This window comes from Massilia sp. SYSU DXS3249 (assembly GCF_053668055.1).
The window spans coordinates 104,584-124,326 of record NZ_JBSIPX010000013.1 but is presented as its reverse complement, the minus strand read 5'-3'; the positions used below and the strand labels follow the sequence as shown (position 1 = coordinate 124,326).

18 protein-coding genes are annotated in these 19,743 nt (G+C 69.9%); 6 read left to right on the top strand and 12 right to left on the bottom strand.

The window, feature by feature from the left end; all coding sequences use genetic code 11:
* Positions 1-7: 7 nt before the first annotated feature.
* The 5 genes from ACWCIA_RS15985 to ACWCIA_RS15965 all read right to left on the bottom strand — a co-directional run bounded on the left by ACWCIA_RS15985 (position 8) and on the right by ACWCIA_RS15965 (position 3,426).
* Positions 8-553: a DUF4142 domain-containing protein gene (locus ACWCIA_RS15985; protein WP_454164818.1), complete on the bottom strand. Its 546-nt coding sequence runs from the start codon at positions 551-553 to the stop codon at positions 8-10.
* Positions 554-641: 88 nt separating this feature from the next.
* Positions 642-1,358, bottom strand: coding sequence for an arsenical resistance protein ArsH (arsH, locus tag ACWCIA_RS15980; protein ID WP_454164816.1), 717 nt, complete (start codon positions 1,356-1,358; stop codon positions 642-644).
* On the bottom strand, positions 1,355-1,777 hold the full coding sequence (gene arsC, locus ACWCIA_RS15975; RefSeq protein ID WP_454164814.1) for an arsenate reductase (glutaredoxin): 423 nt from the start codon (positions 1,775-1,777) through the stop codon (positions 1,355-1,357). The genes arsH and arsC overlap by 4 nt, the downstream gene beginning before the upstream one ends.
* Positions 1,778-1,788: 11 nt before the next feature.
* Complete coding sequence (locus ACWCIA_RS15970; RefSeq protein WP_454164813.1) at positions 1,789-3,075, bottom strand: arsenic transporter; 1,287 nt, start codon at positions 3,073-3,075, stop codon at positions 1,789-1,791.
* A gap of 24 nt (positions 3,076-3,099) precedes the next feature.
* Positions 3,100-3,426 (bottom strand): ArsR/SmtB family transcription factor, encoded by a 327-nt coding sequence (locus ACWCIA_RS15965; RefSeq protein WP_454164812.1) that lies wholly within the window; start codon positions 3,424-3,426, stop codon positions 3,100-3,102.
* A gap of 147 nt (positions 3,427-3,573) precedes the next feature.
* Between ACWCIA_RS15965 and ACWCIA_RS15960 the strand changes: the two genes are divergently transcribed.
* The 3 genes from ACWCIA_RS15960 to ACWCIA_RS15950 all read left to right on the top strand — a co-directional run bounded on the left by ACWCIA_RS15960 (position 3,574) and on the right by ACWCIA_RS15950 (position 6,532).
* Positions 3,574-3,885 (top strand): ArsR/SmtB family transcription factor, encoded by a 312-nt coding sequence (locus ACWCIA_RS15960; protein ID WP_454164811.1) that lies wholly within the window; start codon positions 3,574-3,576, stop codon positions 3,883-3,885.
* 86 nt (positions 3,886-3,971) lie between these two features.
* Positions 3,972-5,324 carry an NAD(P)-binding domain-containing protein gene (locus ACWCIA_RS15955; RefSeq protein WP_454164810.1) on the top strand — a complete coding sequence of 451 codons (1,353 nt, stop codon included), beginning with the start codon at positions 3,972-3,974 and terminating at the stop codon, positions 5,322-5,324.
* A 20-nt stretch (positions 5,325-5,344) separates the two neighbouring features.
* The gene (locus ACWCIA_RS15950) at positions 5,345-6,532 is read left to right on the top strand and encodes an MFS transporter (RefSeq protein WP_454164809.1); all 1,188 of its coding nucleotides are present in this window, start codon (positions 5,345-5,347) and stop codon (positions 6,530-6,532) included.
* Here ACWCIA_RS15950 and ACWCIA_RS15945 read toward each other — a convergent pair.
* The 4 genes from ACWCIA_RS15945 to ACWCIA_RS15930 all read right to left on the bottom strand — a co-directional run bounded on the left by ACWCIA_RS15945 (position 6,485) and on the right by ACWCIA_RS15930 (position 11,798).
* On the bottom strand, positions 6,485-7,612 hold the full coding sequence (locus ACWCIA_RS15945; RefSeq protein ID WP_454164808.1) for an AI-2E family transporter: 1,128 nt from the start codon (positions 7,610-7,612) through the stop codon (positions 6,485-6,487). The two genes, ACWCIA_RS15950 and ACWCIA_RS15945, sit on opposite strands and share 48 nt — an antisense overlap.
* Before the next feature lie 220 nt (positions 7,613-7,832).
* Positions 7,833-8,618, bottom strand: a complete 786-nt coding sequence (locus ACWCIA_RS15940; RefSeq protein ID WP_454164807.1) for a slipin family protein — start codon at positions 8,616-8,618, stop codon at positions 7,833-7,835.
* Entirely contained in the window at positions 8,615-10,024 is a 1,410-nt protein-coding gene (locus ACWCIA_RS15935) for an NfeD family protein (protein WP_454164806.1), read from the bottom strand. Before ACWCIA_RS15935 ends, ACWCIA_RS15940 begins: the two co-directional genes overlap by 4 nt.
* Before the next feature lie 94 nt (positions 10,025-10,118).
* Positions 10,119-11,798, bottom strand: coding sequence for an AMP-binding protein (locus ACWCIA_RS15930; RefSeq protein WP_454164805.1), 1,680 nt, complete (start codon positions 11,796-11,798; stop codon positions 10,119-10,121).
* Between the two features lie 210 nt (positions 11,799-12,008).
* On the opposite strand from ACWCIA_RS15930, the gene ACWCIA_RS15925 reads away from it, so the two are divergent.
* The gene (locus ACWCIA_RS15925) at positions 12,009-12,614 is read left to right on the top strand and encodes a CHRD domain-containing protein (protein WP_454164804.1); all 606 of its coding nucleotides are present in this window, start codon (positions 12,009-12,011) and stop codon (positions 12,612-12,614) included.
* A gap of 116 nt (positions 12,615-12,730) precedes the next feature.
* On the opposite strand, the gene ACWCIA_RS15920 is transcribed toward ACWCIA_RS15925, so the two are convergent.
* Positions 12,731-14,350, bottom strand: a complete 1,620-nt coding sequence (locus ACWCIA_RS15920) for a peroxidase family protein (RefSeq protein WP_454164803.1) — start codon at positions 14,348-14,350, stop codon at positions 12,731-12,733.
* A 576-nt stretch (positions 14,351-14,926) separates the two neighbouring features.
* Here ACWCIA_RS15920 and ACWCIA_RS15915 point away from each other — a divergent pair.
* On the top strand, positions 14,927-15,430 hold the full coding sequence (locus ACWCIA_RS15915) for a universal stress protein (protein ID WP_454164802.1): 504 nt from the start codon (positions 14,927-14,929) through the stop codon (positions 15,428-15,430).
* A 27-nt stretch (positions 15,431-15,457) separates the two neighbouring features.
* On the opposite strand, the gene ACWCIA_RS15910 is transcribed toward ACWCIA_RS15915, so the two are convergent.
* Together ACWCIA_RS15910 and ACWCIA_RS15905 are read right to left on the bottom strand one after the other, a co-directional pair.
* Positions 15,458-15,949: a hypothetical protein gene (locus tag ACWCIA_RS15910; RefSeq protein ID WP_454164801.1), complete on the bottom strand. Its 492-nt coding sequence runs from the start codon at positions 15,947-15,949 to the stop codon at positions 15,458-15,460.
* A 31-nt stretch (positions 15,950-15,980) separates the two neighbouring features.
* The gene (locus ACWCIA_RS15905) at positions 15,981-16,805 is read right to left on the bottom strand and encodes a universal stress protein (RefSeq protein ID WP_454164800.1); all 825 of its coding nucleotides are present in this window, start codon (positions 16,803-16,805) and stop codon (positions 15,981-15,983) included.
* Between the two features lie 223 nt (positions 16,806-17,028).
* On the opposite strand from ACWCIA_RS15905, the gene ACWCIA_RS15900 reads away from it, so the two are divergent.
* Entirely contained in the window at positions 17,029-19,719 is a 2,691-nt protein-coding gene (locus ACWCIA_RS15900) for a bifunctional diguanylate cyclase/phosphodiesterase (RefSeq protein ID WP_454164799.1), read from the top strand.
* The last annotated feature ends 24 nt before the right edge of the window (positions 19,720-19,743 follow it).

Sequence of the window (19,743 nt, the reverse complement as noted above, 5' to 3'; positions counted from 1 at the left end):
CGCCTCCTCACTTCAGCGCAGCCTGCAACTGCTTCGCGTGCTCGAGGTGGGCCACGAAGGCGGGGCGCGTGTTGACCAGGGTTTCCTTCAGCTCGGCGTTCTTCGCGTTCGGGATCAGGGTCTGGTCGAGGGCGTCGATCACGGCCTGGTGGTAGGTGACCTCGTGGTCGACATAGGCCTGGTCGAAGGCCTTGCCCTTGAGGGCTTTCAGCTTGGCGATGTTGGCGGCGCCGCCTTGCTTCAGGCTTTTGCTCAGTTCGCTGTCCCTCGGCGTGACCTTCAGCTTTTTCACGAGGGCCCCGGCTTGCTTGTTGACCCCGGTGTGGTCGGTCACCATTTGGCGGGCGAAGGCTTTCACCTCGGCGTGCTGCGTCGTTTTTTCGGCCAGCTTGCCGGCGTCGATGTCGACGGTATTGGCGGCGACGACTATGCCGGCGATCTGGGCGTCGTCCGGCGCGGACTGGGCGAAGGCGGCGTTGCCGGCCAGCGCGAACAGGCCGGCCAGGGCCAGGCGCAGGAAGGGATGGCGAAGGTGGTCGATGCGGCGGTTCATGGCGGTCTCCTTTGAGCTTGTCGTATGGCTTGCATGACATTAGATGTCACGAAGCGCCTCCGCGTTGCACCGGCCAGGAGAACCGCCGCTAGAGCTTTTCGATCTGGCGGTCGATCGCCTTCATCGCCCGCTCGTTGCGCTCGCTGTAGCGGTCGACCAGGTAGTCGCTGCGCCCGCGCGCGAGCAGGGTGAACTTGACCAGCTCTTCCATGACGTCGACCACGCGGTCGTAGTACGCGGAGGGCCGCATGCGGCCGGCCTCGTCGAACTCCTTGTAGGCCATCGGCACCGAGGACTGGTTCGGGATGGTGAACATGCGCATCCAGCGGCCCAGCAGGCGCAGGGTGTTGACCACGTTGAAGGACTGCGAGCCGCCGCAGACCTGCATCACCGCCAGCGTGCGTCCCTGGCTCGGGCGCACCGCGCCCTGTTCGAGCGGGATCCAGTCGATCTGGTTCTTCATCACCCCGGTGACAGCGCCGTGGCGCTCCGGGCTGCACCAGACCTGGCCTTCCGACCACAGGCAGAGCTCGCGCAGCTCGACCACCTTCGGATGGGTCTCGGGCACGCTGCCGACCATGGGCAGCTCCATTGGGTCATAGACGCGCACCTCGGCGCCGAAGGCTTCGAGGATGCGCGCCGCCTCGAAGGTCAGGAAGCGCGAGAACGAGCGTTCGCGCAGCGAGCCGTAAAGCATCAGGATGCGCGGCGGGTGGTCCATGTCGCCCCGGGGCGCCAGCTTCGCTTCGCTGGGCCGCTCGAACAGCTCGGGGCGGATGTTGGGCAGGTCGGGGAGCGGGTTCATGGCAGGCGCTTGCCCTGTTCGTCGACCACGCGCTCGCCGTCTTCCTTGGTGAAGGCGCCGCGTTGCTCAAGCGGCAGGATGTCGAGCACGGTCTCGGACGGGCGGCACAGGCGCACGCCGAGCGGCGTCACCACGAAGGGACGGTTGATCAGGACCGGGTTGGCCAGCATGGCGTCGAGCAGCTGCTCGTCGGTGGTGCCGGGCTGGTCGAGGCCGAGCTCCTGGAAGCGTGCTTCCTTGGCGCGCACCGCCTCGCGCACGGACAGGCCGGCGCGTTCGATCATGCCGGCCAGGGTGGCGCGGTCGGGCGGGTTCGAGAGGTACTCGACCACGGCCGGCTCGATCCCGGCATTGCGGATCATGGCCAGCGTGTTGCGCGAGGTGCCGCACTTCGGGTTGTGGTAGATGGTGACGTCCATGGTTGGTCCTTTCAGTTGAAGCTGAGCCGCAATGCCAGCGCGCACAGGGTAAGGAAGAGGATGGGCAGCGTCAGCACGATGCCGACCCGGAAATAATAGCCCCAGGAGACCTGGATGTTTTTTGAGGCCAGCACGTGCAGCCAGAGCAGGGTGGCGAGGCTGCCGATCGGCGTGATCTTCGGTCCGAGGTCGGCGCCGATGACGTTGGCGTAGACCATGGCCTCGCGCACCGCGCCTGTCGTGGCGGTGGCGTCGATCGCGAGGGCGCCCACCAGCACGGTCGGCATGTTGTTCATGATCGAGGACAGGATGGCGGTGACGAAGCCGGTGCCGAGCGCCGCGCCCCAGACCCCGTAGCCGGCGCACCAGTCCAGGAGGCGGGTCAGCCCATCCGTCAGCCCCGCATTGCGCAGCCCGTAGACGACCAGGTACATGCCGAGCGAGAAGACGACCACCTGCCAGGGCGCGCCGCGCAGCACCGCGCGCGTCGAGATCCGGTGCCCGCGCGCGGCCACGGCCAGCAGCAGGGCCGCGCCGGCGGCGGCGACCGCGCTGATCGGGATGCCCATGTCGTCCAGCCAGAAGAAGCCTGCCAGCAGCATGCCCAGCACCCACCAGCCGGTGACAAACGTCGCGCGGTCGTGGATCGCTTCCTCGGGGCGCTTGAGCTGGGCCAGGTCGTAGCGCGCCGGGATGTCCTTGCGGAAGAACCAGACCAAGGCCGCCAGCGTCGCCGCCACCGACACCAGGTTGACAGGCACCATCACGGCGGCGTAGCGCGCGAAGCCGATGTCGAAGTAGTCGGCCGAGACGATGTTGACCAGGTTCGACACCACCAGCGGCAGGCTGGCGGTATCGGCGATGAAACCGGCCGCCATCACGAAGGCGAGCGTGGCCCGGGGCGAAAAGCGCAGGGCCGAGAGCATGGCGATCACGATCGGGGTGAGGATCAGCGCCGCGCCGTCGTTGGCGAACAGCGCCGCCACCGCCGCGCCCAGCAGCACCAGCAGCACGAACAGGCGCCGCCCGTGGCCGCGCCCCCAGCGCGCCACGTGCAGGGCCGCCCATTCGAAGAAGCCGGCCTTGTCGAGCAGCAGGCTGATGATGATCACGGCGACGAAGGCCCCGGTCGCGTTCCAGACGATGTTCCAGACCACGGGGATGTCGGCAACCTGGATGACGCCGGTCAGCAGGGCGACCAGGGCCCCGGCGGCGGCGCTCCAGCCGATGCCGAGGCCGCGCGGCTGCCAGATGACGAGGACGAGGGTGGCGAGGAAGATCAGGGAGGCGAGGAGCATGAGAAGCTTGGGTCGGAGGGGCGGTTATTGCGGCTTGCAGGCGGCGCCGGGTGCGACGCCGCAGGGGAGGCCGCCGCAGCAATTCTCGGTGAGGAAGCCGATCAGCCCGTTCATGGTGTCGAGATTGGCCGCATAGATCACGAAGCGGCCGTCCTGGCGCGCGCTCAGCAGGCCGGCATGGACCAGATCCTTCAGGTGGAAGGAGAGCGAGGAGGCCGGGATGTCGAGGTGCACGGCGATGCGGCTCGCGGCCAGGCCCTCGGGGCCGACCTGCACCAGCAGGCGGAAAATCGCAAGCCGGCTTTCCTGGGCCAGGGCGGCGAGGGCGGCGATCGTTGCTTTGGTGTCCATGGCGTTTGATCGTTATGAGTAAAAGGGGTACGTCGGCAATTCTAGCGGAAGTCTACGACATTTCCAAGATTGTCGAAATGTCTTGACACTCCGCTTGAAAGTGTTTTATGCTTCGTTCGTCGATTGACGAATAACGAAAGAGAAGACATGAGCAGCTGCTGCGAACCGAAGGACGCCACGAACGTGCCTACCATCGATGCCGATGAACTGGCCTTGATGTGCAAGGCGCTCGGCCACCCGGCGCGCGTCCAGTTGCTGAACTACCTGTCGGCCTACGGCGCCTGCTACTTCGGCAGCCTGGCTGATGTGCTGCCGCTGGCCGCGTCGACGATTTCGCAGCATGTCAGCGTGCTCAAGCAGGCTGGCCTGATCATCGGTTCCGCCGACGAGCAGCGCGTGTGCTACTGCGTGAATACCGAGCGGCTGGCGCAGTTCAAGCAGATGGTCGCCGGCCTCTAAAAATTTTGCCGTCTTATTCGTCATTCGCCGAACAACTAAACGATTCCTTGACCGAAGCAAGCAACCTTGATGACATGGGAGACAACATGAACACGAACCTGGACCACACCCTGCCCGTCGCCGTCCTTGGCGCCGGCCCCGTCGGCCTGGCCGCCTCCGCCCACCTGATCGCGCGCGGCTTTACGCCGCTGATCCTGGAAGCCGGCGAGCAGCCCGGCGCCAACCTGCAGGGCTATCGCCACGTGCGCCTGTTCTCGCCCTGGCAGTACAACGTCGACAAGGCGGCGCGCGCCCTGCTGGCCGCAAGCGGCTGGCAAGTGCCGGCGCTTGACGCGCTCCCCACGGCGGGCGAGCTGGTCGACGGCTACCTGGCGCGGCTGGCGGCGCTGCCGGCGATCGCTCCCCATCTGAAGCTCGGGCACCGCGTGCTCGCGATCACCCGCGCCGGCTTCGACAAGGTCAAGACGCGCGGCCGCGAGGCGGCGCCTTTCGTGATCCGCACGGCGACGAAAGAGGGCGAACGCGACTACCTGGCCAGCGCCGTGATCGACGCCACCGGCACCTGGTCGCAGCCGAATCCCCTCGGCGCCGACGGCCTGCCGGCTGCGGGCGAGACCGCGCTGCACGCACGCATCGCCTATGGCATGCCGGACATCCTCGGCGCCGAGCGCAGCCGCTACGCCGGACGGCGCGTACTGGTGGCGGGCGCCGGCCACTCGGCGGCGGGCAGCTTGCTGGCCCTCGCCGCCCTGGCCGAGCAGGAACCGGGCACGCGCCTGGTGTGGGTCATCCGCGGGCGACAGAGCGCGAAGCTGTTCGGCGGCGGCGCGGCCGACGGGCTGGCGGCGCGCGGCCTGCTGGGCATGCGCCTGAAGGCGCTGCGCGACGCCGGCCGGCTCGAACTGCACGAGGACTTCCGCATTCGCGCGCTGACCGAGAACGCCGATGGCATCACCGTGCACAGCGACGCCGGCGACGCCATCGAAGGGATAGACGAGATCGTCGCCGCCACCGGCGCCCGCCCGAACCTGGAGATGACGCGCGAACTGCGGGTGCGCCACGATCCCTGGCTGGAGAGCACCGACCTGCTGGCGCCGCTCATCGACCCGAACGAACACAGCTGCGGCACGGTGCGCCCGCACGGCCACCGCGAGCTGGCCCACCCGGAGCAGGGCTATTATGCGGTCGGCGCGAAGAGCTACGGCCGGGCGCCGAACTTCCTGATGGCGACCGGCTACGAGCAGGTGCGCTCGGTCGTGGCCGCGCTGGCGGGCGACCTGGCGGCGGCCGACGACGTGCAGCTGGAACTGCCGGAGACCGGCGTCTGCAGCACGCGCCAGGCCTACGAGAGCGTGCCGGCGGCCTGCTGCCCGGCCGACGCCGGTGCGAAGGCGGAGGGCAAGGCGGGCTGCGGCTGCGCCCCGGCCTGCTGCGCCTGAATGCGGCCATGCAGCCGACCATGACGTCCCAATGGCGCACCATCGGCATCCTGGCCTGCACCCAGATCGTCTCCTGGGGCTCGCTCTACTACGCCTTCAGCATCCTGGCGCCCAGCGTCCAGCGCGAGCTGGGCTGGAGCACGACCCTGGTGTTCGGGGCCTATTCGTGGAGCCTGCTGGTGGCCGGCCTGGTGGCGACCCCGATCGGCATCCTGCTCGACCGCCACGGCGGCCAGCTGGTGATGGGGGCGGGGTCGGCGGTGTGCGGCCTCGGCTTCTTCGTGCTGGCCGCGAGCGCCACGCCGGCCGCCTGGATCGCGGCCTGGACCATCCTCGGCCTGGGCATGGGCCTGTGCCTCTACGAAGCGGCCTTTGCCACGCTCAACCGCCGCTATGCGGGCGCCGCGCGCGGGGCGATCTCGACCCTGACCCTGTTCGCGGGCTTCGCCAGCACGGTCTTCTGGCCGCTGACCCAGGCCCTCGACAGCGCGCTCGGCTGGCGCGACACCTACTGCCTGTACGGCGTGCTGCAGCTGGCGCTCTGCCTGCCGCTGCACCTGCTGCTGGGCCGCGAGGGTGCGCGGCCGGTCTCGGGCGCCTGGACCGCAGCGCGCGGCCATACGCTGGCCGAGGCGCTGCGCCATCCGGCCTTCTGGAAGCTGGCGCTCGCCTTTTCCGCGAACATCTTCGTGTTCTCCGCGCTGTCGGCCCACCTGATCCCGCTGCTGCGGGAACTCGGCCACGGCGCGCGGGCGGCGATCCTGGCGGCGATGCTGATCGGCCCGATGCAGGTCCTCGGCCGGGTGCTGGAACGGACCGTGGCGCAGGGCACGCCGCCGCAGGTCGTCGGCAAGTTCTGCTTCGGCGCGCTGCCGGCGGCGCTGGCGGCCATGCTGCTGTTCGGCAGCCAGGCCTGGGCGATTGCCTGCTTCTGCATCCTGTATGGGCTGAGCAACGGGGTCGTCACCATCGTGCGCGGCACGCTGCCGCAGGCGCTGTTCGGCAGCGCCCACTACGGGGCGATTTCGGGTGCGCTGGCCGGGCCGGCCCTGCTGGCCAAGGCGAGCGGGCCGATCGTGGCGGCCTGGCTGCTGGCCGGCGGGGGGACGCCGGCCGTGCTGCTGGCAGCCCTGTTCGGCGTGGCCGCCGCGTCGGTGGCGCTATATGTCGCGGCGGTCGGCGGGGCCGCGGCGCAGCGAGTAGGCTGATTCGTTTTCGAGGGGAAGGGGCTGGGCTTGCGGCTCGCCAGCCAGCCCGGCGCCGGCATCGAGCGTGCGCTCCTCGCGCAGCCAGACGAACAGCACCGCCATCAGGAAGGGGCCGACGAAGAGGCCGATCACGCCCAGCGTCGACACGCCGCCCAGCAGGCCGAACAGCACGGCGAGGAAGGGCAGGTTGACGCGGTGGCCGATCAGTTTCGGCCGCACGAACTTGTCCACCATGAACAGCTCGATCGTGCCCCAGGCGAACAGGCCCAGGGCCGCCGCCGAGTGTCCCTGGCCGAGCAGCAGCAGCGAGACCATCGTGAACGAGAGCGGGGCGCCGCCCGGGATCAGGGCCAGGTAGCCGGTGATCACCCCCAGCAGCGCCGGGGCCGGGGCGCCGGCGATCGCGTAGGCGATGCCCAGCACCACGCCCTCGAGCACCGCGATCGAGCACAGGCCGAGCGCAGTGCCGCGCACCGACAGCGGCAGCACGTGGCGCAGCATCGGATAGTGGGCGGGCGCCAGGCGCACGCCGGTGCGGTCGACGTAGCGCACCACGGTCGGGCCGTGCAGGTAGACGATGAACAGGGTCAGCAGGGTCAGGAACAGGTAGAGCGCGTTGGCCAGGATGGTCGAGCCCCAGATGCGGGCGGCGCCCGTCAGGTGCGGCATGAAGTCGCCGACGCTGGTCTGGATCAGGGTATTCAGGCCGCCAGGGACGGCCAGGTGCTGCTGCCACCATTCGCGCGCCGACTCGGCGATGACGGGCAGGCTGCCGATCCAGTCCGGGACCGGCACGCCGGTCGCATTCAGTTCGGCGACGAGCCGGCGCACGCCCGCCAGCTCGTCGGTCAGGGCGTCGATCAGCAGCAGGGCAGGACCGACGAAGCTGACCAGCAGCGCGGCCAGCAGCACGGTGGCGGAGAGGGCGCGCGGCCAGCCGCGTACCAGCAGCCGGGTGTGCAGGGGCCAGGTGATGACCGCCAGCAGGCCGGCCCAGGCCAGCGAACCGAGGAAGTGGCGCAGCAGGAAGGCCAGCACGAGGGTGAACAGGGCCGGCACGATCAGGTGGGAATACCGCATGCCGCTCATCGGGCTGCCCTTTTCAATAGCCGGGTGGACGGGGTGCGGGGCTCGATGGCGAAGTCGGGAGAAGGCACGGGCGTTGTCTGGATCACGGGTCGGGTCTGTTGCGGCGCGGGGGCGCCGCGGACGGATGGATGTCCCCGGTAGTATAGATCAGCCGACTACAGGAAATCTCGAAATTTACGAATACTCGCTTCGGAAAAGCCGAAGGTTTGCGCTATTCGGGCCGGCGCGGGGCGCTGCCGGTTTCGCCACCGCGCTGCATCGCCGCCAGCAGCTCGATCGGCAATGGGAAGACGATGGTGGAGGACTTGTCGCCCGCGATCGCGCTCAGCGTCTGCATGTAGCGCAACTGCATGGCGCCGGCCTGCTGGGACAGCACCTGCGCCGCCTGCTGCAGCTTCTCGGAGGCCTGCAGCTCGCCCTCGGCGTGGATCACCTTGGCGCGCCGCTCGCGCTCGGCCTCGGCCTGGCGCGCGATCGCCCGCACCATCGATTCGTCGAGGTCGACGTGCTTGATCTCGACGTTGGCGACCTTGATGCCCCAGGCGTCGGTCTGGGCGTCGAGTACCTGCTGGATGTCGACGTTGAGGCGCTCGCGCTCGGCCAGCATCTCGTCGAGCTCGTGCTTGCCGAGCACGGCGCGCAGGGTAGTCTGCGCGAGCTGGCTGGTCGCTTCCATGAAGTTGGCGACCTGGATGATGGCCCGCTCCGGATCGACCACGCGGAAGTAGATCACGGCGTTCACCTTGACCGACACGTTGTCGCGCGAGATCACGTCCTGGGTCGGTACGTCGAGCACGATGGTGCGCAGGTCGACCCGCACCATCTGCTGCAGCACCGGGATGACGATCACCAAACCCGGCCCCTTGACGCCCCAGAAGCGCCCGAGCTGGAAGACCACGCCGCGCTCGTACTCGCGCAGGATGCGGATCGCCGAGACCAGCAGCGGAATCAGGAGGACGAGCAGGGCGCCGAGGCCGAAACCGATATCGAGGATCATGGTGAGGCTCCTTCTGGTTGGTCGAGGGGAAGCACATGCAGGAGCAGGCCCTGCCGGCTGGCGACCCGCACCGCCTGGCCAGGCCGCAGCGGCGTCGGGGCTTGCGCCTTCCAGAGCTCGCCCTCCAGCCGCACCCAGGCGTCCAGGCCGCCGGGCGCCACGTCTTCGACCCGGGCCAGCGCACCGATCAGCGAGGCCGCGCCGCTGGTCACCGGGCGCCGGCGCGTCTTCACGGCCAGGCGCACGGTGCCGGTCACCAGCAGCGCACTGGCCAGCCCGAGTCCGGCGACCAGGCCGGCCGGGATGCCGTAGCCGGGCAGCTCGGTATCGATCAGCATCAGCGCGCCGGCGATGAAGGCGACCACCCCGCCCAGGCCCAGCACGCCGAAGCTGGGCAGGAAGGCCTCGCCGACCATGAACAGCAGGCCGAGCGCGATCAGGGCCAGGCCCGCATAGTTCACCGGCAGCAGCTGCAGGGCGTACAGGCCCAGCAGCAGGCAGATCGCGCCGATCACGCCGGGTGCGACGAACCCGGGGTTCATGAATTCGAAGAGCAGGCCATAGATGCCGATGGTCATCAGGAGCAGGGCGACGCCGGGATTGGTAATCGCGCCCAGCACGTTGGTGCGCCAGTCGGGTGCGAAGGGGATGGCCGCGGCGCCGCGCGTGGCCAGGCGCCTCTCCTGGCCCAGCACCGTCGTGACGCGCCCGTCGAGCTGGGCCAGCAGGCCAGGCACGTCGACGGCCACGACGTCGATGACCTTCTGCTGCAGGGCCTCGTTCGCGCTCAGGCTGACGGCCTCGCGCACGGCGCGCTCGGCCCACTCGGCATTGCGCCCGCGCAGCTGGGCCAGGCTGCGCAGGTAGGCGGCAGCGTCGTGCACCTGCTTGCGGGTCATGGGAGAACCGCCCGCGGAGTCACCCGGCGCGCCCGGCTTGTCCGCCTTGTCCTTCTTCCCGTCGGGCTGCTGCGGCCCGATCCCGACCTCGACCGGCGTGGCCGCGCCGAGGTTGGTGCCGGGCGCCATGGCCGCGATGTGGCTGGCGTACAGGATGTAGGTGCCGGCGCTGGCCGCGCGCGCGCCGCCCGGGGCCACGAAGGTGGCGACCGGCAGCGGGGCGGTCAGGATGGCCTTGATCACGCTGCGCATCGAGGTGTCGAGCCCGCCCGGCGTGTCCAGCTGCAGGATCATGAGCTGGTGGCCCTCCTGCGCGGACCGGGCGATGCCGCGCACGATGTAGTCGGCGCTGGCGGGGCCGATGGCGCCGTCGACCGTGAGCAGGCCGACGCCGGGCGCGCCGTGGGCCGGGCGCGGCACGAGAAAGATCAGCACCGCCACCAGCAGCGCCAGCAGCAGCGAGCATCGAAACGGGCAGCGGAACGAGCAAGCTCCATGCGGGAACACGATCCCCTCCTGGCGCGGCAGGCAAGTGCGCACAGCATGTCGGACAAGCCGACGGGGCGGCGGTTCCCTGCCGCAGTGGCGGATCGGCTTGCGCTCAGTCCGCCAGGCCCAGCTCCGTCGACACCTGCTGCCGCAGCAGGTATTTCTGGATCTTGCCCGTGACCGTCATCGGGAACCCCGGCACGAAACGAATATAGCGGGGTATCTTGTAGTGCGCAATCTGTCCCCGGCAGAAGTCGCGGATCTCGTCCTCGCCGGCCTCCATCCCTGGGCGCAGCACGATGCAGGCGCACAGCTCCTCGCCGTATTTCGGGTCCGGCACGCCCACGCACTGGACGTCGAGCACCTTCGGGTGACGGTACAGGAATTCCTCGATCTCGCGCGGATAGATGTTCTCGCCGCCGCGGATCACCATGTCCTTCGCGCGCCCGACGATGGCGGCGAATCCCTGCTCGTCGATCACGGCCAGGTCGCCGGTATGCATCCAGCCGGCCGCGTCGATGGCCTCGCGCGTCTTTTCCTCGTCGCCCCAGTAGCCGAGCATCACCGAGTAGCCGCGGGTCAGCAGCTCGCCCTTGACGCCTCGCGGAACGATGCGGCCGTCGCCGTCGACGATCTTGACTTCCAGGTGGGGATGGACGCGGCCGATGGTCGACACCCGCAGCGCGACCGGGTCGTCGGTCGCGCTCTGGAAGCTGACCGGCGAGGTTTCGGTCATGCCGTAGGCGATGGTGATCTCGGACAGGTGCATGCGCTCGATCACCCGGCTCATCACCTCGGCCGGGCAGGGCGAGCCCGCCATGATGCCGGTGCGCAGGGTGGACAGGTCGTAGGCGGCGAAGTCCGGATGGTCGAGCAGGGCGATGAACATGGTCGGGACACCATGCAAACCAGTGCAGGCTTCCGCCTGCACCGTCTCCAGCACCGCCTTCGGCTCGAAGCCCTCGCCGGGGAAGACCATGGTGGCGCCGTGGGTCACGCAGGCCAGGTTGCCGAGCACCATGCCGAAGCAGTGGTAGAGCGGCACCGGGATGCAGAGCCGGTCCAAGCTACTCAGGCGCATGGCTTCGCCCACGAAGAAGCCGTTGTTGAGGATGTTATGGTGGGTGAGCGTCGCCCCTTTCGGCGCGCCGGTGGTGCCCGAGGTGAACTGGATGTTGACGGGCTCGTCGAACTGCAGCCCCGCTTCGATCTCGGCCAGTGCGGCCAGCTCGGCGGCGTCGGGCGGCGCCAGCAGGTCGTCGAAGTTCAGCATGCCGGGCGTGGGCTCGCTGCCGAGCCGGATCACGTGGCGCAGCTGCGGCAGCCGGGCCGAGGCGAGTGCCCCGGGGCGGCTGCCCTGCAGTTCCGGCACCACGTCGAGGGCGATGGCGAGGTAGTCGCTGGACTTGAAGGATGGAGAAAGGATCAGGGCCGCGCAGCCGACCTTGTCGAGCACGTATTCGAGTTCCGAGCGCCGGTAGGCCGGATTGATGTTGACCATCACCAGCCCGGCGCGCGCCGTCGCGAACTGCACCAGCACCCATTCCGCGCAGTTCTGCGACCAGATGCCGACCCGGTCGCCGGGACGCAGCCCGAGCCGCAGCAGGCCGGCGGCCAGGCGGGTGACGCGGGCGTCGAGTTCGGCGTAGCTCCAGCGCACGCCCTGGTGGGGCACGACCAGGGCGTCGTTGCCGCCATGGCGGGCGGCGACCGATGCGAGGAAGGGGCCGATGGTCTGGCCGATCAGCGGGACGCTGCTCGCGCCGTGTACATAGCTCAGGCTGTGGTGCATGTGGTCTCCATGTCGAATTGGACTTGTCCGCATGAGTCTAGCGCATGCGGCGATGCTCCCGGCGCGAGCCCGATCCGGAGCGGCACGCGTGTCGAAAGTATTTACAGTGCATAAGCGACAGGGAGCGGATCGAGGCCGCCACGCCCCGTAAATACACCTCGGGCACGCTCCATGCTAGGCCTACAGTTCACCCATTCTGGAGGATTAGTCATGAAACGGCTTGCCATCTGCATGTCCACGTTTATGCTATTGCTCGGCGCCATCCCGGCGCAGGCCGCGCTCGTCACCTTCACGACGACCATGAGCGGGCCGGCCGAGGCGACCCCGAACGACTCGCCAGGCACCGGCCAGGCGACCGTCACGGTCGACGACGTGGCCAACACCATCCTGATCGACTTCTCGTTCTCCGGGCTGCGCGGCCTGACGACCATGGCGCACATCCACTGCTGCACGGCGGCGCCGCTGACCGGCGCCAGCCCGCCGGCCACCGCCCTGCCGAGCTTCCCCGGCTTCGTCAACGGCGTCAGCTCGGGCAGCTATAGCCAGAGCTTCAGCCTGCTGGACACGGCTTTCTATAATCCGGCCTTCGTCACGAGCAGCGGCGGCGTGACCGGTGCGCGCGACGCCTTCCTGGCGGGCATGGCGGCCGGGCGCAGCTACCTGAACATCCATACCGACCTGTTCCCTGGCGGCGAGATCCGGGGTTTCCTGACGGAGCAGGCGGGGGAGGTGCCGGAGCCGGGTAGCGTGGCGTTGTTCGCGCTGGGGGCGGCGGGGCTGGCGTCGTTGCGGCGCCGGCGTATCGCACGGCGCTAGGTTGAGGCGCTGGGCGCGGCCGTGCAAATGCGCAACGGCCGCAGGACGCGTGGAATCAGGATTCCACCCTACGGCGGTAGGGTGGGGGCCTGACCCCACGCGTTTGCTGCATTGGCTCACAAGGGCGGCACCACCCCCGCGAACTGCAGCAGGTCGGCCATGCGGAAACTGCCCGGCACCCGGGACGGCAGGGTCGGCCGCCAGCCGGGCTCGAGGCGCACGTAAGAGGCGGCGTCTTCGCGCAGGCAGCCGACGAACACTTCGCCCACGATGCGCGCGCCGACCGGCCCCAGGCGCAGGCCGTGCTCCATCACCTCGGCTTCTTTCAGCACGTAGAAGAACAGGGGCGTGGAGTTGGCCATCGTGTTCTTGCTGTCGAGCGCATACGGGGCCAGTTCGCTCAGCTGGCCGGGGGCCAGCACCGGCAGGTTCATCCTGCGCGCGATCGCCTGGCCCGAGGGCAGCCCGAAGTTAATGTGGCGCGAGAGCGTGCGCGCCGGGAGCGACTGCAGCCCGTCGCTGGGCAGGCCGGGCGAGGGCGCGCGCGCGCCGGGCAGGTGCATGAGCACGGTCGAGAGCCTGGCGTCGATGCGCTTGTTCGGGCGCACGTTGCCGTCGCCGAAATCGAAGAAGGTCTGCCAGTCGACGAAGCGGCGCGCCGCCCGTTTGCCGCCGCGCATGTCGTTCGGATCGGGCGACGCCGGGTTTTCGCTGTCGTCGAAGGCAAAGGCGAAGAAGGGCGCGCCGCCGCTGGGGCCGAAATTGACCCGGTAGCTGGGCCGCACCTGGGAGTGCCCGAAGCGGTACACGGCGGCCGCGAATTCGATCGGGATGCGCGGCATGTCCTGGCCGCTGCTGGAGCGGAAGCGGTTGGCCGGGTCCCTGGTCCGGTAGTACACCAGCGGTCCGCGCATGATCGCGTCGAGCCGGTCCTGGCCGATCGCCTTCGGCAGGAACTCGTGCAGGATGACCCACTGGTAGTGCCAGGTGACCAGCCGCCGCGCAGCCTGGAAGATGCGCTGGGCCGTGGCGCCGCGGTAGGCCGGCTGGGCGGCGAGATGGTCGGTCACGGCGTTGTGGAAGGAGAGCAGGGCCACGTGCATCTGCGAGATGACGATGTTCTCGTCGTTGCGGCTGTCGCCGACGATGGCCTGGCCCTGGCGGTCGCGCGGCAGGTCGTGGCGCGGCGCGCCGTGGCGCGACACGGCGCTCGAGCCGGGAATGGTCTCGAGCAGGAACTTGATGCGCCCGGAGCTGGTGTCGTAGAGCTCGGGCGAGCCGGCCGGCCCCTCGCCGTAAACGGCGTCGAGGTCGAAGGCGGCCGTGCGGAAGTTCACGGTCGCCATCGGCGAGGCGTTGGCGTTCAGCAGCGACTTCCGGTCGAAGGTCAGGTCGTGGTCCAGGAACTGTCCCAGGAAGGTCATCCCCGCCGTCATCTCCGGGTTGTCCGGATTGTTGGGGCTGAAGACGGCCGGGTTGAGGATGGACTGCACCGGGTCGCTCAGGTTGTCGCGGGCGTCGAACAGGCCGCCGATGGCGCCCATCCGCTGCACGGCGGCGCGCGCGTCGGCGGTCTGCCCGGCGAAGGTCGGCAGGTCCGGGTACATGCGCGTGAACACGTTGTCGGGATGCCGCGCGCGGCTCGGCTGGCGCGCGGTGACGGTGTCCGCCACGGCGGCGTCGACTGCCAGGCACAGGCCCAATGGCGCAAGCGCCGCTAGAATGCGTCTATTCATCTGTCTACCTCCTCCAAAAAAACCGGTACTCAACGCGCACACAGGGACAGGGCTGGCAGTTCCACACTGGGGGGATAGATTCGGGCGCGTACCGGCCGGGGCGGCGGCAGCGGATGGAAGGACTGTCGGACTAGCTGGATGGATGCAAACGCTGACACTTGAAGATTTCTAACGGAACCAGTATCGACAGCAAGGATTGGATGTCAAGCGACCACAAGTTGGCCGGGTGCCTGCCTGCGATCCCTGTCCGCGGTGCAAAGCGCGCGGCGGTTCGCTTCCGTATTCCCGGGTTGCGCCACGGCGTGAATCATCCCGATCGCGCCCGCTTTCCCAATGGGCGACAGCGATGCCCAAGGGCTGCAATGCGGCCTGTTTGCCGGCCTGCGCCGCCCGCACTGTCTTGTGCAAAAAAATAAAGTAATTCGGGAAACGTAAAGCTATGTAAAGACAATCGGGGCGGACATGCGGCAGCGGCGGCACGCCCGCCACCGGCCTTGATACGGCCGCGTTCATCGTCTATCGTTGGAAGCGTACACTGACCGTTCTCCAGGCCGTTCTCACAACGGGAGGCGTGACATGTTCATCGAAAGGATTTGCGTCGCAACCGACGGCTCCGACCTGGCCTTGCGCGCCGCCCAGCTGGCCGTGCTGCTGACCCGCACCGGCGGCGGTCGCATCGTGGCGGTGTCCGTGGCGCAGCCGCCGGTGCCGGTGTCGCCGGCCGCCGGCGGGGCGGCCGACCTCGAGGCCCAGCGCGAGCGCGCCGCGAAAGCGGCGTCCGCCCACGTCGCCACCGTGGCCCGGGTGGCGCGCGCCGGCGGCGTCGCCTGCGAGGAAGTCGCGCTGTTCGCCACCCCGCAGGCCGGTTCGCACCTGGCCCTGCCGGGACCGGACATCATCGGGGCGGCCGAAGCGCACCGCTGCGACCTGATCGTCATGGGCGCGCATGGCCCGCACGACGGCATCAGGCCGGTTGCCGGGAGCAGCGCCCAGTACCTGCTGGCGCGCTCGCCGATCCCGGTGCTGGTCTACCGCGACCCGCGCGAAGCGATGCAGCCCGAGTTCGCCGGCGAGGCGTGAAGCCGGCGCGTGGCCGCGGCGGCCCGGCTAGGGCCGGTGGTGGTGGTGCTGGCGGGCATGCGGCAAGGGCCGGCTGTCGGGCTGCGGGCGGCGAGCGAACCCGGCCTTGAAGCGGCCCGGCATCGTGCCCGGACGCGCCGGCCTTCCCGCCAGCGCGACCCCGGCAGTCAGGCGGTGCAGGGACAGGATGTCGGCCAGGGCCAGCAGCGCCTGGCGCGCGAGCAGGGTGTCGCCCGCCTCGACGTGCGGGGTGATGCGGTGCAGGGCCGCCAGGGTGCAGGCATTCTCGGCCCGGTGCGGCTGCAGGCCGGGGTAGCGCAGCGTTTCCATGACCGTTTCTTCCTGGCGGAAGCCGGCCTCGATCTCGGCCACGAGCGCGCACCAGCCGGCCACGAAGTCCGCTTCGCCCGCGCCGGCAAGCTCGTGCAGGCAGACGCCCAGGCGCTTGCGCACATGCCGCATGGCCGCGCCGACGGCCCGCGCCCCGCCGTTGCCGGGTTTGCCCATGTGCGCGTACATGCCGCCTTCCTCGCCCTTCGGGTGGCAGCCTTCAGTGCGCGAACAGCACCGGCACCGGAGCGTGCTCGAGCAGGAAGCGCGTGACGCCGCCCAGCACGATCTCGCGGTAGCGGCTGTGGCCGAAGGCGCCGGCCACCAGCAGGCCGGCGCCGTGGGCGCGCACCAGGTCCAGCAGCGCCGCGCCGGCCGGGGCGTCGGTGCGCACCGCCGCTACCTCGACCCGCACCCCGTGCCGGGCCAGGTAGAGCGCCATGTCGGCGCCGGGCTCGTCGCCGTGCAGATCGCCCTCGCGTTCCGGGTTGACGATGGCCAGCCGTACCGCGCGGGCGCGCGTGAGCAGCGGCAGGGCGGCGACGATGGCGCGCAGGGCCGGCACGCTGCCGTCCCAGGCGGCGACGGCGCTGTCGCCGATGGGCGCGCCGGCATAGCCCGGCGGCACCGCCAGCACCGGCCGCGCGCTGTGCATGGCGAGGTATTGCGGCAGGCCGCGCAGGGGGGACGGGGCGCCGTCGTCCAGGCTGGTGACCACGAGGTCGGCATAGCGCGACTGCAGCAGCAGGGCGTCGCGCTGCTCGTCCTCGACCAGGCGCTGTTCGCTGGACGCCACGCCGAGCTGGCGCGCACGCTCGGCGAAGCGCTCGAGGCTGGCGCGCGCGGCCTCGCGCAGGGAGGTGAATTCGTCGATCGGGGTGACCGCCATCGAGCCGGTCAGCATGGCGTAGGCGGGCCAGGACAGTCCGGTCGCGGCGCTCCCGACCAGGTGCGCGTCGTGGGCACGGGCAAGCCAGGCCGCTGCCTGCAGGCGCGCGTCCATGGACGGGCTGTCGTCGACATGCACGATGATCGTCTTGAACATGGCGCTACTCCTTTTCGCTTCCGGGGGCAAGGAAAACTGTACGCCGAGTGCGGCGCTGCGTCAGACGCACGACTGATGCAGATCAAACGAACGTCAAATTTTCTTTTGTGCGCGTCGCAGCTGGGAACCTGGAACGGTCACACCCGGCAACGGCCTACCGAACTTCGCCGCCGGCACCGCCGTTATACAATCGCTCGACAGCATTTCCTTTCGACAGGCCGCCATGACGACACCGCCGCAACGACCCGCGCCCGGCCCGGCGCGCCCCGGACTCCGGCCCTATCGCCGGGCGCCCCTGGTCGCCACGACGGCCGGGCTGATCGTCGCGCTGGGACTGCTCACTGGGGTCATGCTGCTGTTCAGCTACAACGACACCCTGGACGCGCAAAAAACTTCGCTGCGCAACGTCGCGATCGCGTTCGCGGCCCAGACCATGAGCGTCGGCAAGGCCGTCGACGGCACGCTGGTGCGCGCCGCCGCGATCCATCGCCAGCGCGGAGCCGAGGGCGTCGGCCGGGTGCTGCTCGACGAAAGCTCCGGCGGAGCGCTCGAATACATCCGGCGCCTGGCCATCGTCGATCCGCGAGGCGCGGTCGTATCGAGCATCGCGCCGGGTGCCGAGGCGCTGCCGCCGCTGCCCAGGCTGCCGGCAGCGCCCGGCGGCGCCGGCAATGGCGCCCGGATCTTCGTGTCCGACATCGATCCCGGCACCGGCGCCGCGCTCGTCAACTTCGCCCGCCCCCTGGGGAGCGGCGGCTGGATCGTCGCCCAGGTCGATTCCACGCGCTTCGGGCGCCTGTACAGCCTGGTCGAGCTCGGCGAAGGCGGTTCGGTGACGCTGTTCCACGGCGACGGCACGATGCTCGTGCGCGGGCCCGCCTATCCTTCCGGCGTGGGCCGCTCCTTCCTCGATACCCCGCTGTTCCGCGAACACCTGCCGCGCGCGCAGCGGGGCGTGTTCGCCACCGCCAGCCCGCTCGACGGCACCCCGCGCCTGTACGGTTACGACACGGTGCCCGGCTTTCCTCTTGTGATCATCACCGGCATGGACCGCAGCCATGCGCTCGTGCCCTGGTATGGCCGCTTGTGGACGGCGCTTGGCTTCTATGTCCTGCTGGCCGCCGTGCTGTCCTTCCTGGCTTGGCGCGTGGGGCGCGACGCGCAGCGGCAGTATCGGCTGATCGGCCTGCTCTCGGCCAGCGAAGCGCGCCTCGTGAAGAGTTCGGATTACCTTGGTTCGATCATCGATGCGGTCGGCGCCCCGATCTGGGTGCTCGACGCGCGGCTGCGCATCGTGATGGCGAACGATGCCTTTGCGCGTCTGGTCGGACGCCCGGCAGCCGAGCTCGCCGGCGCCGACGAAGCGGCCGTGTTCAATACCCAGGACCGGGAACGGGCCGCGCGCTACCGCGCGCTCCTGGCGGACGGCGCCAGCGTCGAAGCCGCCGGGCCCATCCAGGGCGGCGCCGGCGAGACGCGCACCGTGATCCAGCTGACGACCAAACTGCCGGCCGATTCCGGCGAGACGCAACTGGTCAGCGTGCTGACCGACATCACCGAGCGCGAGCGCGCCGAGGCGCGCCTGGCCTGGCTGGCGGAATTCGACCTCGTCACCGGCCTGCCGAACCAGACCCAGTTCTGGCGCCTGCTCGACATGCGCCTCGCGCAGGCGGCGGCGGACGGGCGCGCGCTGGCGGTACTCGCGCTCGGGCTCGAGCGCCTGCACGAAATCGTCGACCTGCTCGGGCACGATGCCGGCGACCGCGCCCTGCAGCGGATTGGCGACATGCTGCGCGGCGTCGCCGGCGAGCGCACTGCCGTCGCCCGCATCCGCGGCGCCGAGTTCGCCCTGCTGGTGGACGCCGGCGGCGGCAGGGACGCGCTCGAACGCTTCGCCCTCGACCTGCACGAGCGCTGTTCGGCTCCGCTGCTGCTGGACGGGCGCGAATTCTTCCTCGGCCCCATGCTGGGAGTCGCGCTGTTCCCCGAGGACGGCAGCGGCGCCGACGAACTGTACCGCCGTGCGCAGGGCGCCCGCGCCGGCCACGGGGTCGAACCCGGCGAAGCGATCCATTTCTATTCGGCGCGCGTCCACCTCGACCTCGACCGGCGCCTGACCCTGGAGGCGCACCTGCGCCGGGCGCTCGAACGCGGCGAGCTGCGCCTCGTGTTCCAGCCGAAAGCCACCGTCGACGGCGGGCGGGTGGTCGGCTTCGAGGCGCTGCTGCGCTGGTCGAATCCGGCGCTGGGCGAGGTGTCGCCGGTGCAGTTCATCCCGGTTGCCGAGCGCACCGGGCTGATCCTGCCGATAGGGACCTGGGTGCTGGACCAGGCTTGCCGCTTGAGCGGCGAGTGGTCGCGCGCGTCCGGCCAGCCGGTGAAAGTGGCGGTCAACCTGTCGCCGCGCCAGTTCTACCAGAAGTCCCTGCTGGCCACGATTCGCCGCTGCCTGGAGGCGCACGGCGTACCGCGCGGCTGCCTGGAGATCGAGATCACCGAAACCGCCCTGATGAGCCGGGAGGAGGAAGTCGACCGCCTGATGCACGACATCCGCGCACTCGGCGTCGAGCTGTCGATCGACGATTTCGGCACCGGCTATTCCAGCCTGGCCTACCTGAAACGCTTCCCGGTGGCGCGCCTGAAGGTCGACCGCGCCTTCGTGCGCGACCTCGGCAAGGACGAGGACAGCGCGGCGATCGCCCGCTCCATCGTCAACCTCGCGCGCGGCCTGAAGCTCAAGGTGGTGGCCGAAGGCGTCGAAACCGAAGCGCAGCTGGCCATCCTGCGCGGAATGGATTGCGATGAATACCAGGGCTTCCTGTTCAGCCGCCCGCTGGAGCAGGAGGCGGTCGAACACATGCTGCGGTGCAGGACGCCTGCCATCGCGGCGGACGCAGGCCGCGGCGCGGCCTAGCGCAGGACGGCGTCACCTGCGCCC

What these genes read in the sequence shown, in the direction of transcription:
- ACWCIA_RS15905 (WP_454164800.1), bottom strand. Translation starts at nt 16,805, where the DNA reads ATGTTCAAGACGATCATCGTGCATGTCGACGACAGCCCGTCCATGGAC.
- ACWCIA_RS15960 (WP_454164811.1), top strand. Translation starts at nt 3,574, where the DNA reads ATGAGCAGCTGCTGCGAACCGAAGGACGCCACGAACGTGCCTACCATC.
- ACWCIA_RS15940 (WP_454164807.1), bottom strand. Translation starts at nt 8,618, where the DNA reads ATGATCCTCGATATCGGTTTCGGCCTCGGCGCCCTGCTCGTCCTCCTG.
- ACWCIA_RS15930 (WP_454164805.1), bottom strand. Translation starts at nt 11,798, where the DNA reads ATGCACCACAGCCTGAGCTATGTACACGGCGCGAGCAGCGTCCCGCTG.
- ACWCIA_RS15900 (WP_454164799.1), top strand. Translation starts at nt 17,029, where the DNA reads ATGACGACACCGCCGCAACGACCCGCGCCCGGCCCGGCGCGCCCCGGA.
- arsH (WP_454164816.1), bottom strand. Translation starts at nt 1,358, where the DNA reads ATGAACCCGCTCCCCGACCTGCCCAACATCCGCCCCGAGCTGTTCGAG.
- ACWCIA_RS15945 (WP_454164808.1), bottom strand. Translation starts at nt 7,612, where the DNA reads ATGCGGTATTCCCACCTGATCGTGCCGGCCCTGTTCACCCTCGTGCTG.
- ACWCIA_RS15915 (WP_454164802.1), top strand. Translation starts at nt 14,927, where the DNA reads ATGTTCATCGAAAGGATTTGCGTCGCAACCGACGGCTCCGACCTGGCC.
- ACWCIA_RS15950 (WP_454164809.1), top strand. Translation starts at nt 5,345, where the DNA reads ATGACGTCCCAATGGCGCACCATCGGCATCCTGGCCTGCACCCAGATC.
- ACWCIA_RS15965 (WP_454164812.1), bottom strand. Translation starts at nt 3,426, where the DNA reads ATGGACACCAAAGCAACGATCGCCGCCCTCGCCGCCCTGGCCCAGGAA.
- ACWCIA_RS15910 (WP_454164801.1), bottom strand. Translation starts at nt 15,949, where the DNA reads ATGTACGCGCACATGGGCAAACCCGGCAACGGCGGGGCGCGGGCCGTC.
- ACWCIA_RS15970 (WP_454164813.1), bottom strand. Translation starts at nt 3,075, where the DNA reads ATGCTCCTCGCCTCCCTGATCTTCCTCGCCACCCTCGTCCTCGTCATC.
- arsC (WP_454164814.1), bottom strand. Translation starts at nt 1,777, where the DNA reads ATGGACGTCACCATCTACCACAACCCGAAGTGCGGCACCTCGCGCAAC.
- ACWCIA_RS15985 (WP_454164818.1), bottom strand. Translation starts at nt 553, where the DNA reads ATGAACCGCCGCATCGACCACCTTCGCCATCCCTTCCTGCGCCTGGCC.
- ACWCIA_RS15925 (WP_454164804.1), top strand. Translation starts at nt 12,009, where the DNA reads ATGAAACGGCTTGCCATCTGCATGTCCACGTTTATGCTATTGCTCGGC.
- ACWCIA_RS15955 (WP_454164810.1), top strand. Translation starts at nt 3,972, where the DNA reads ATGAACACGAACCTGGACCACACCCTGCCCGTCGCCGTCCTTGGCGCC.
- ACWCIA_RS15920 (WP_454164803.1), bottom strand. Translation starts at nt 14,350, where the DNA reads ATGAATAGACGCATTCTAGCGGCGCTTGCGCCATTGGGCCTGTGCCTG.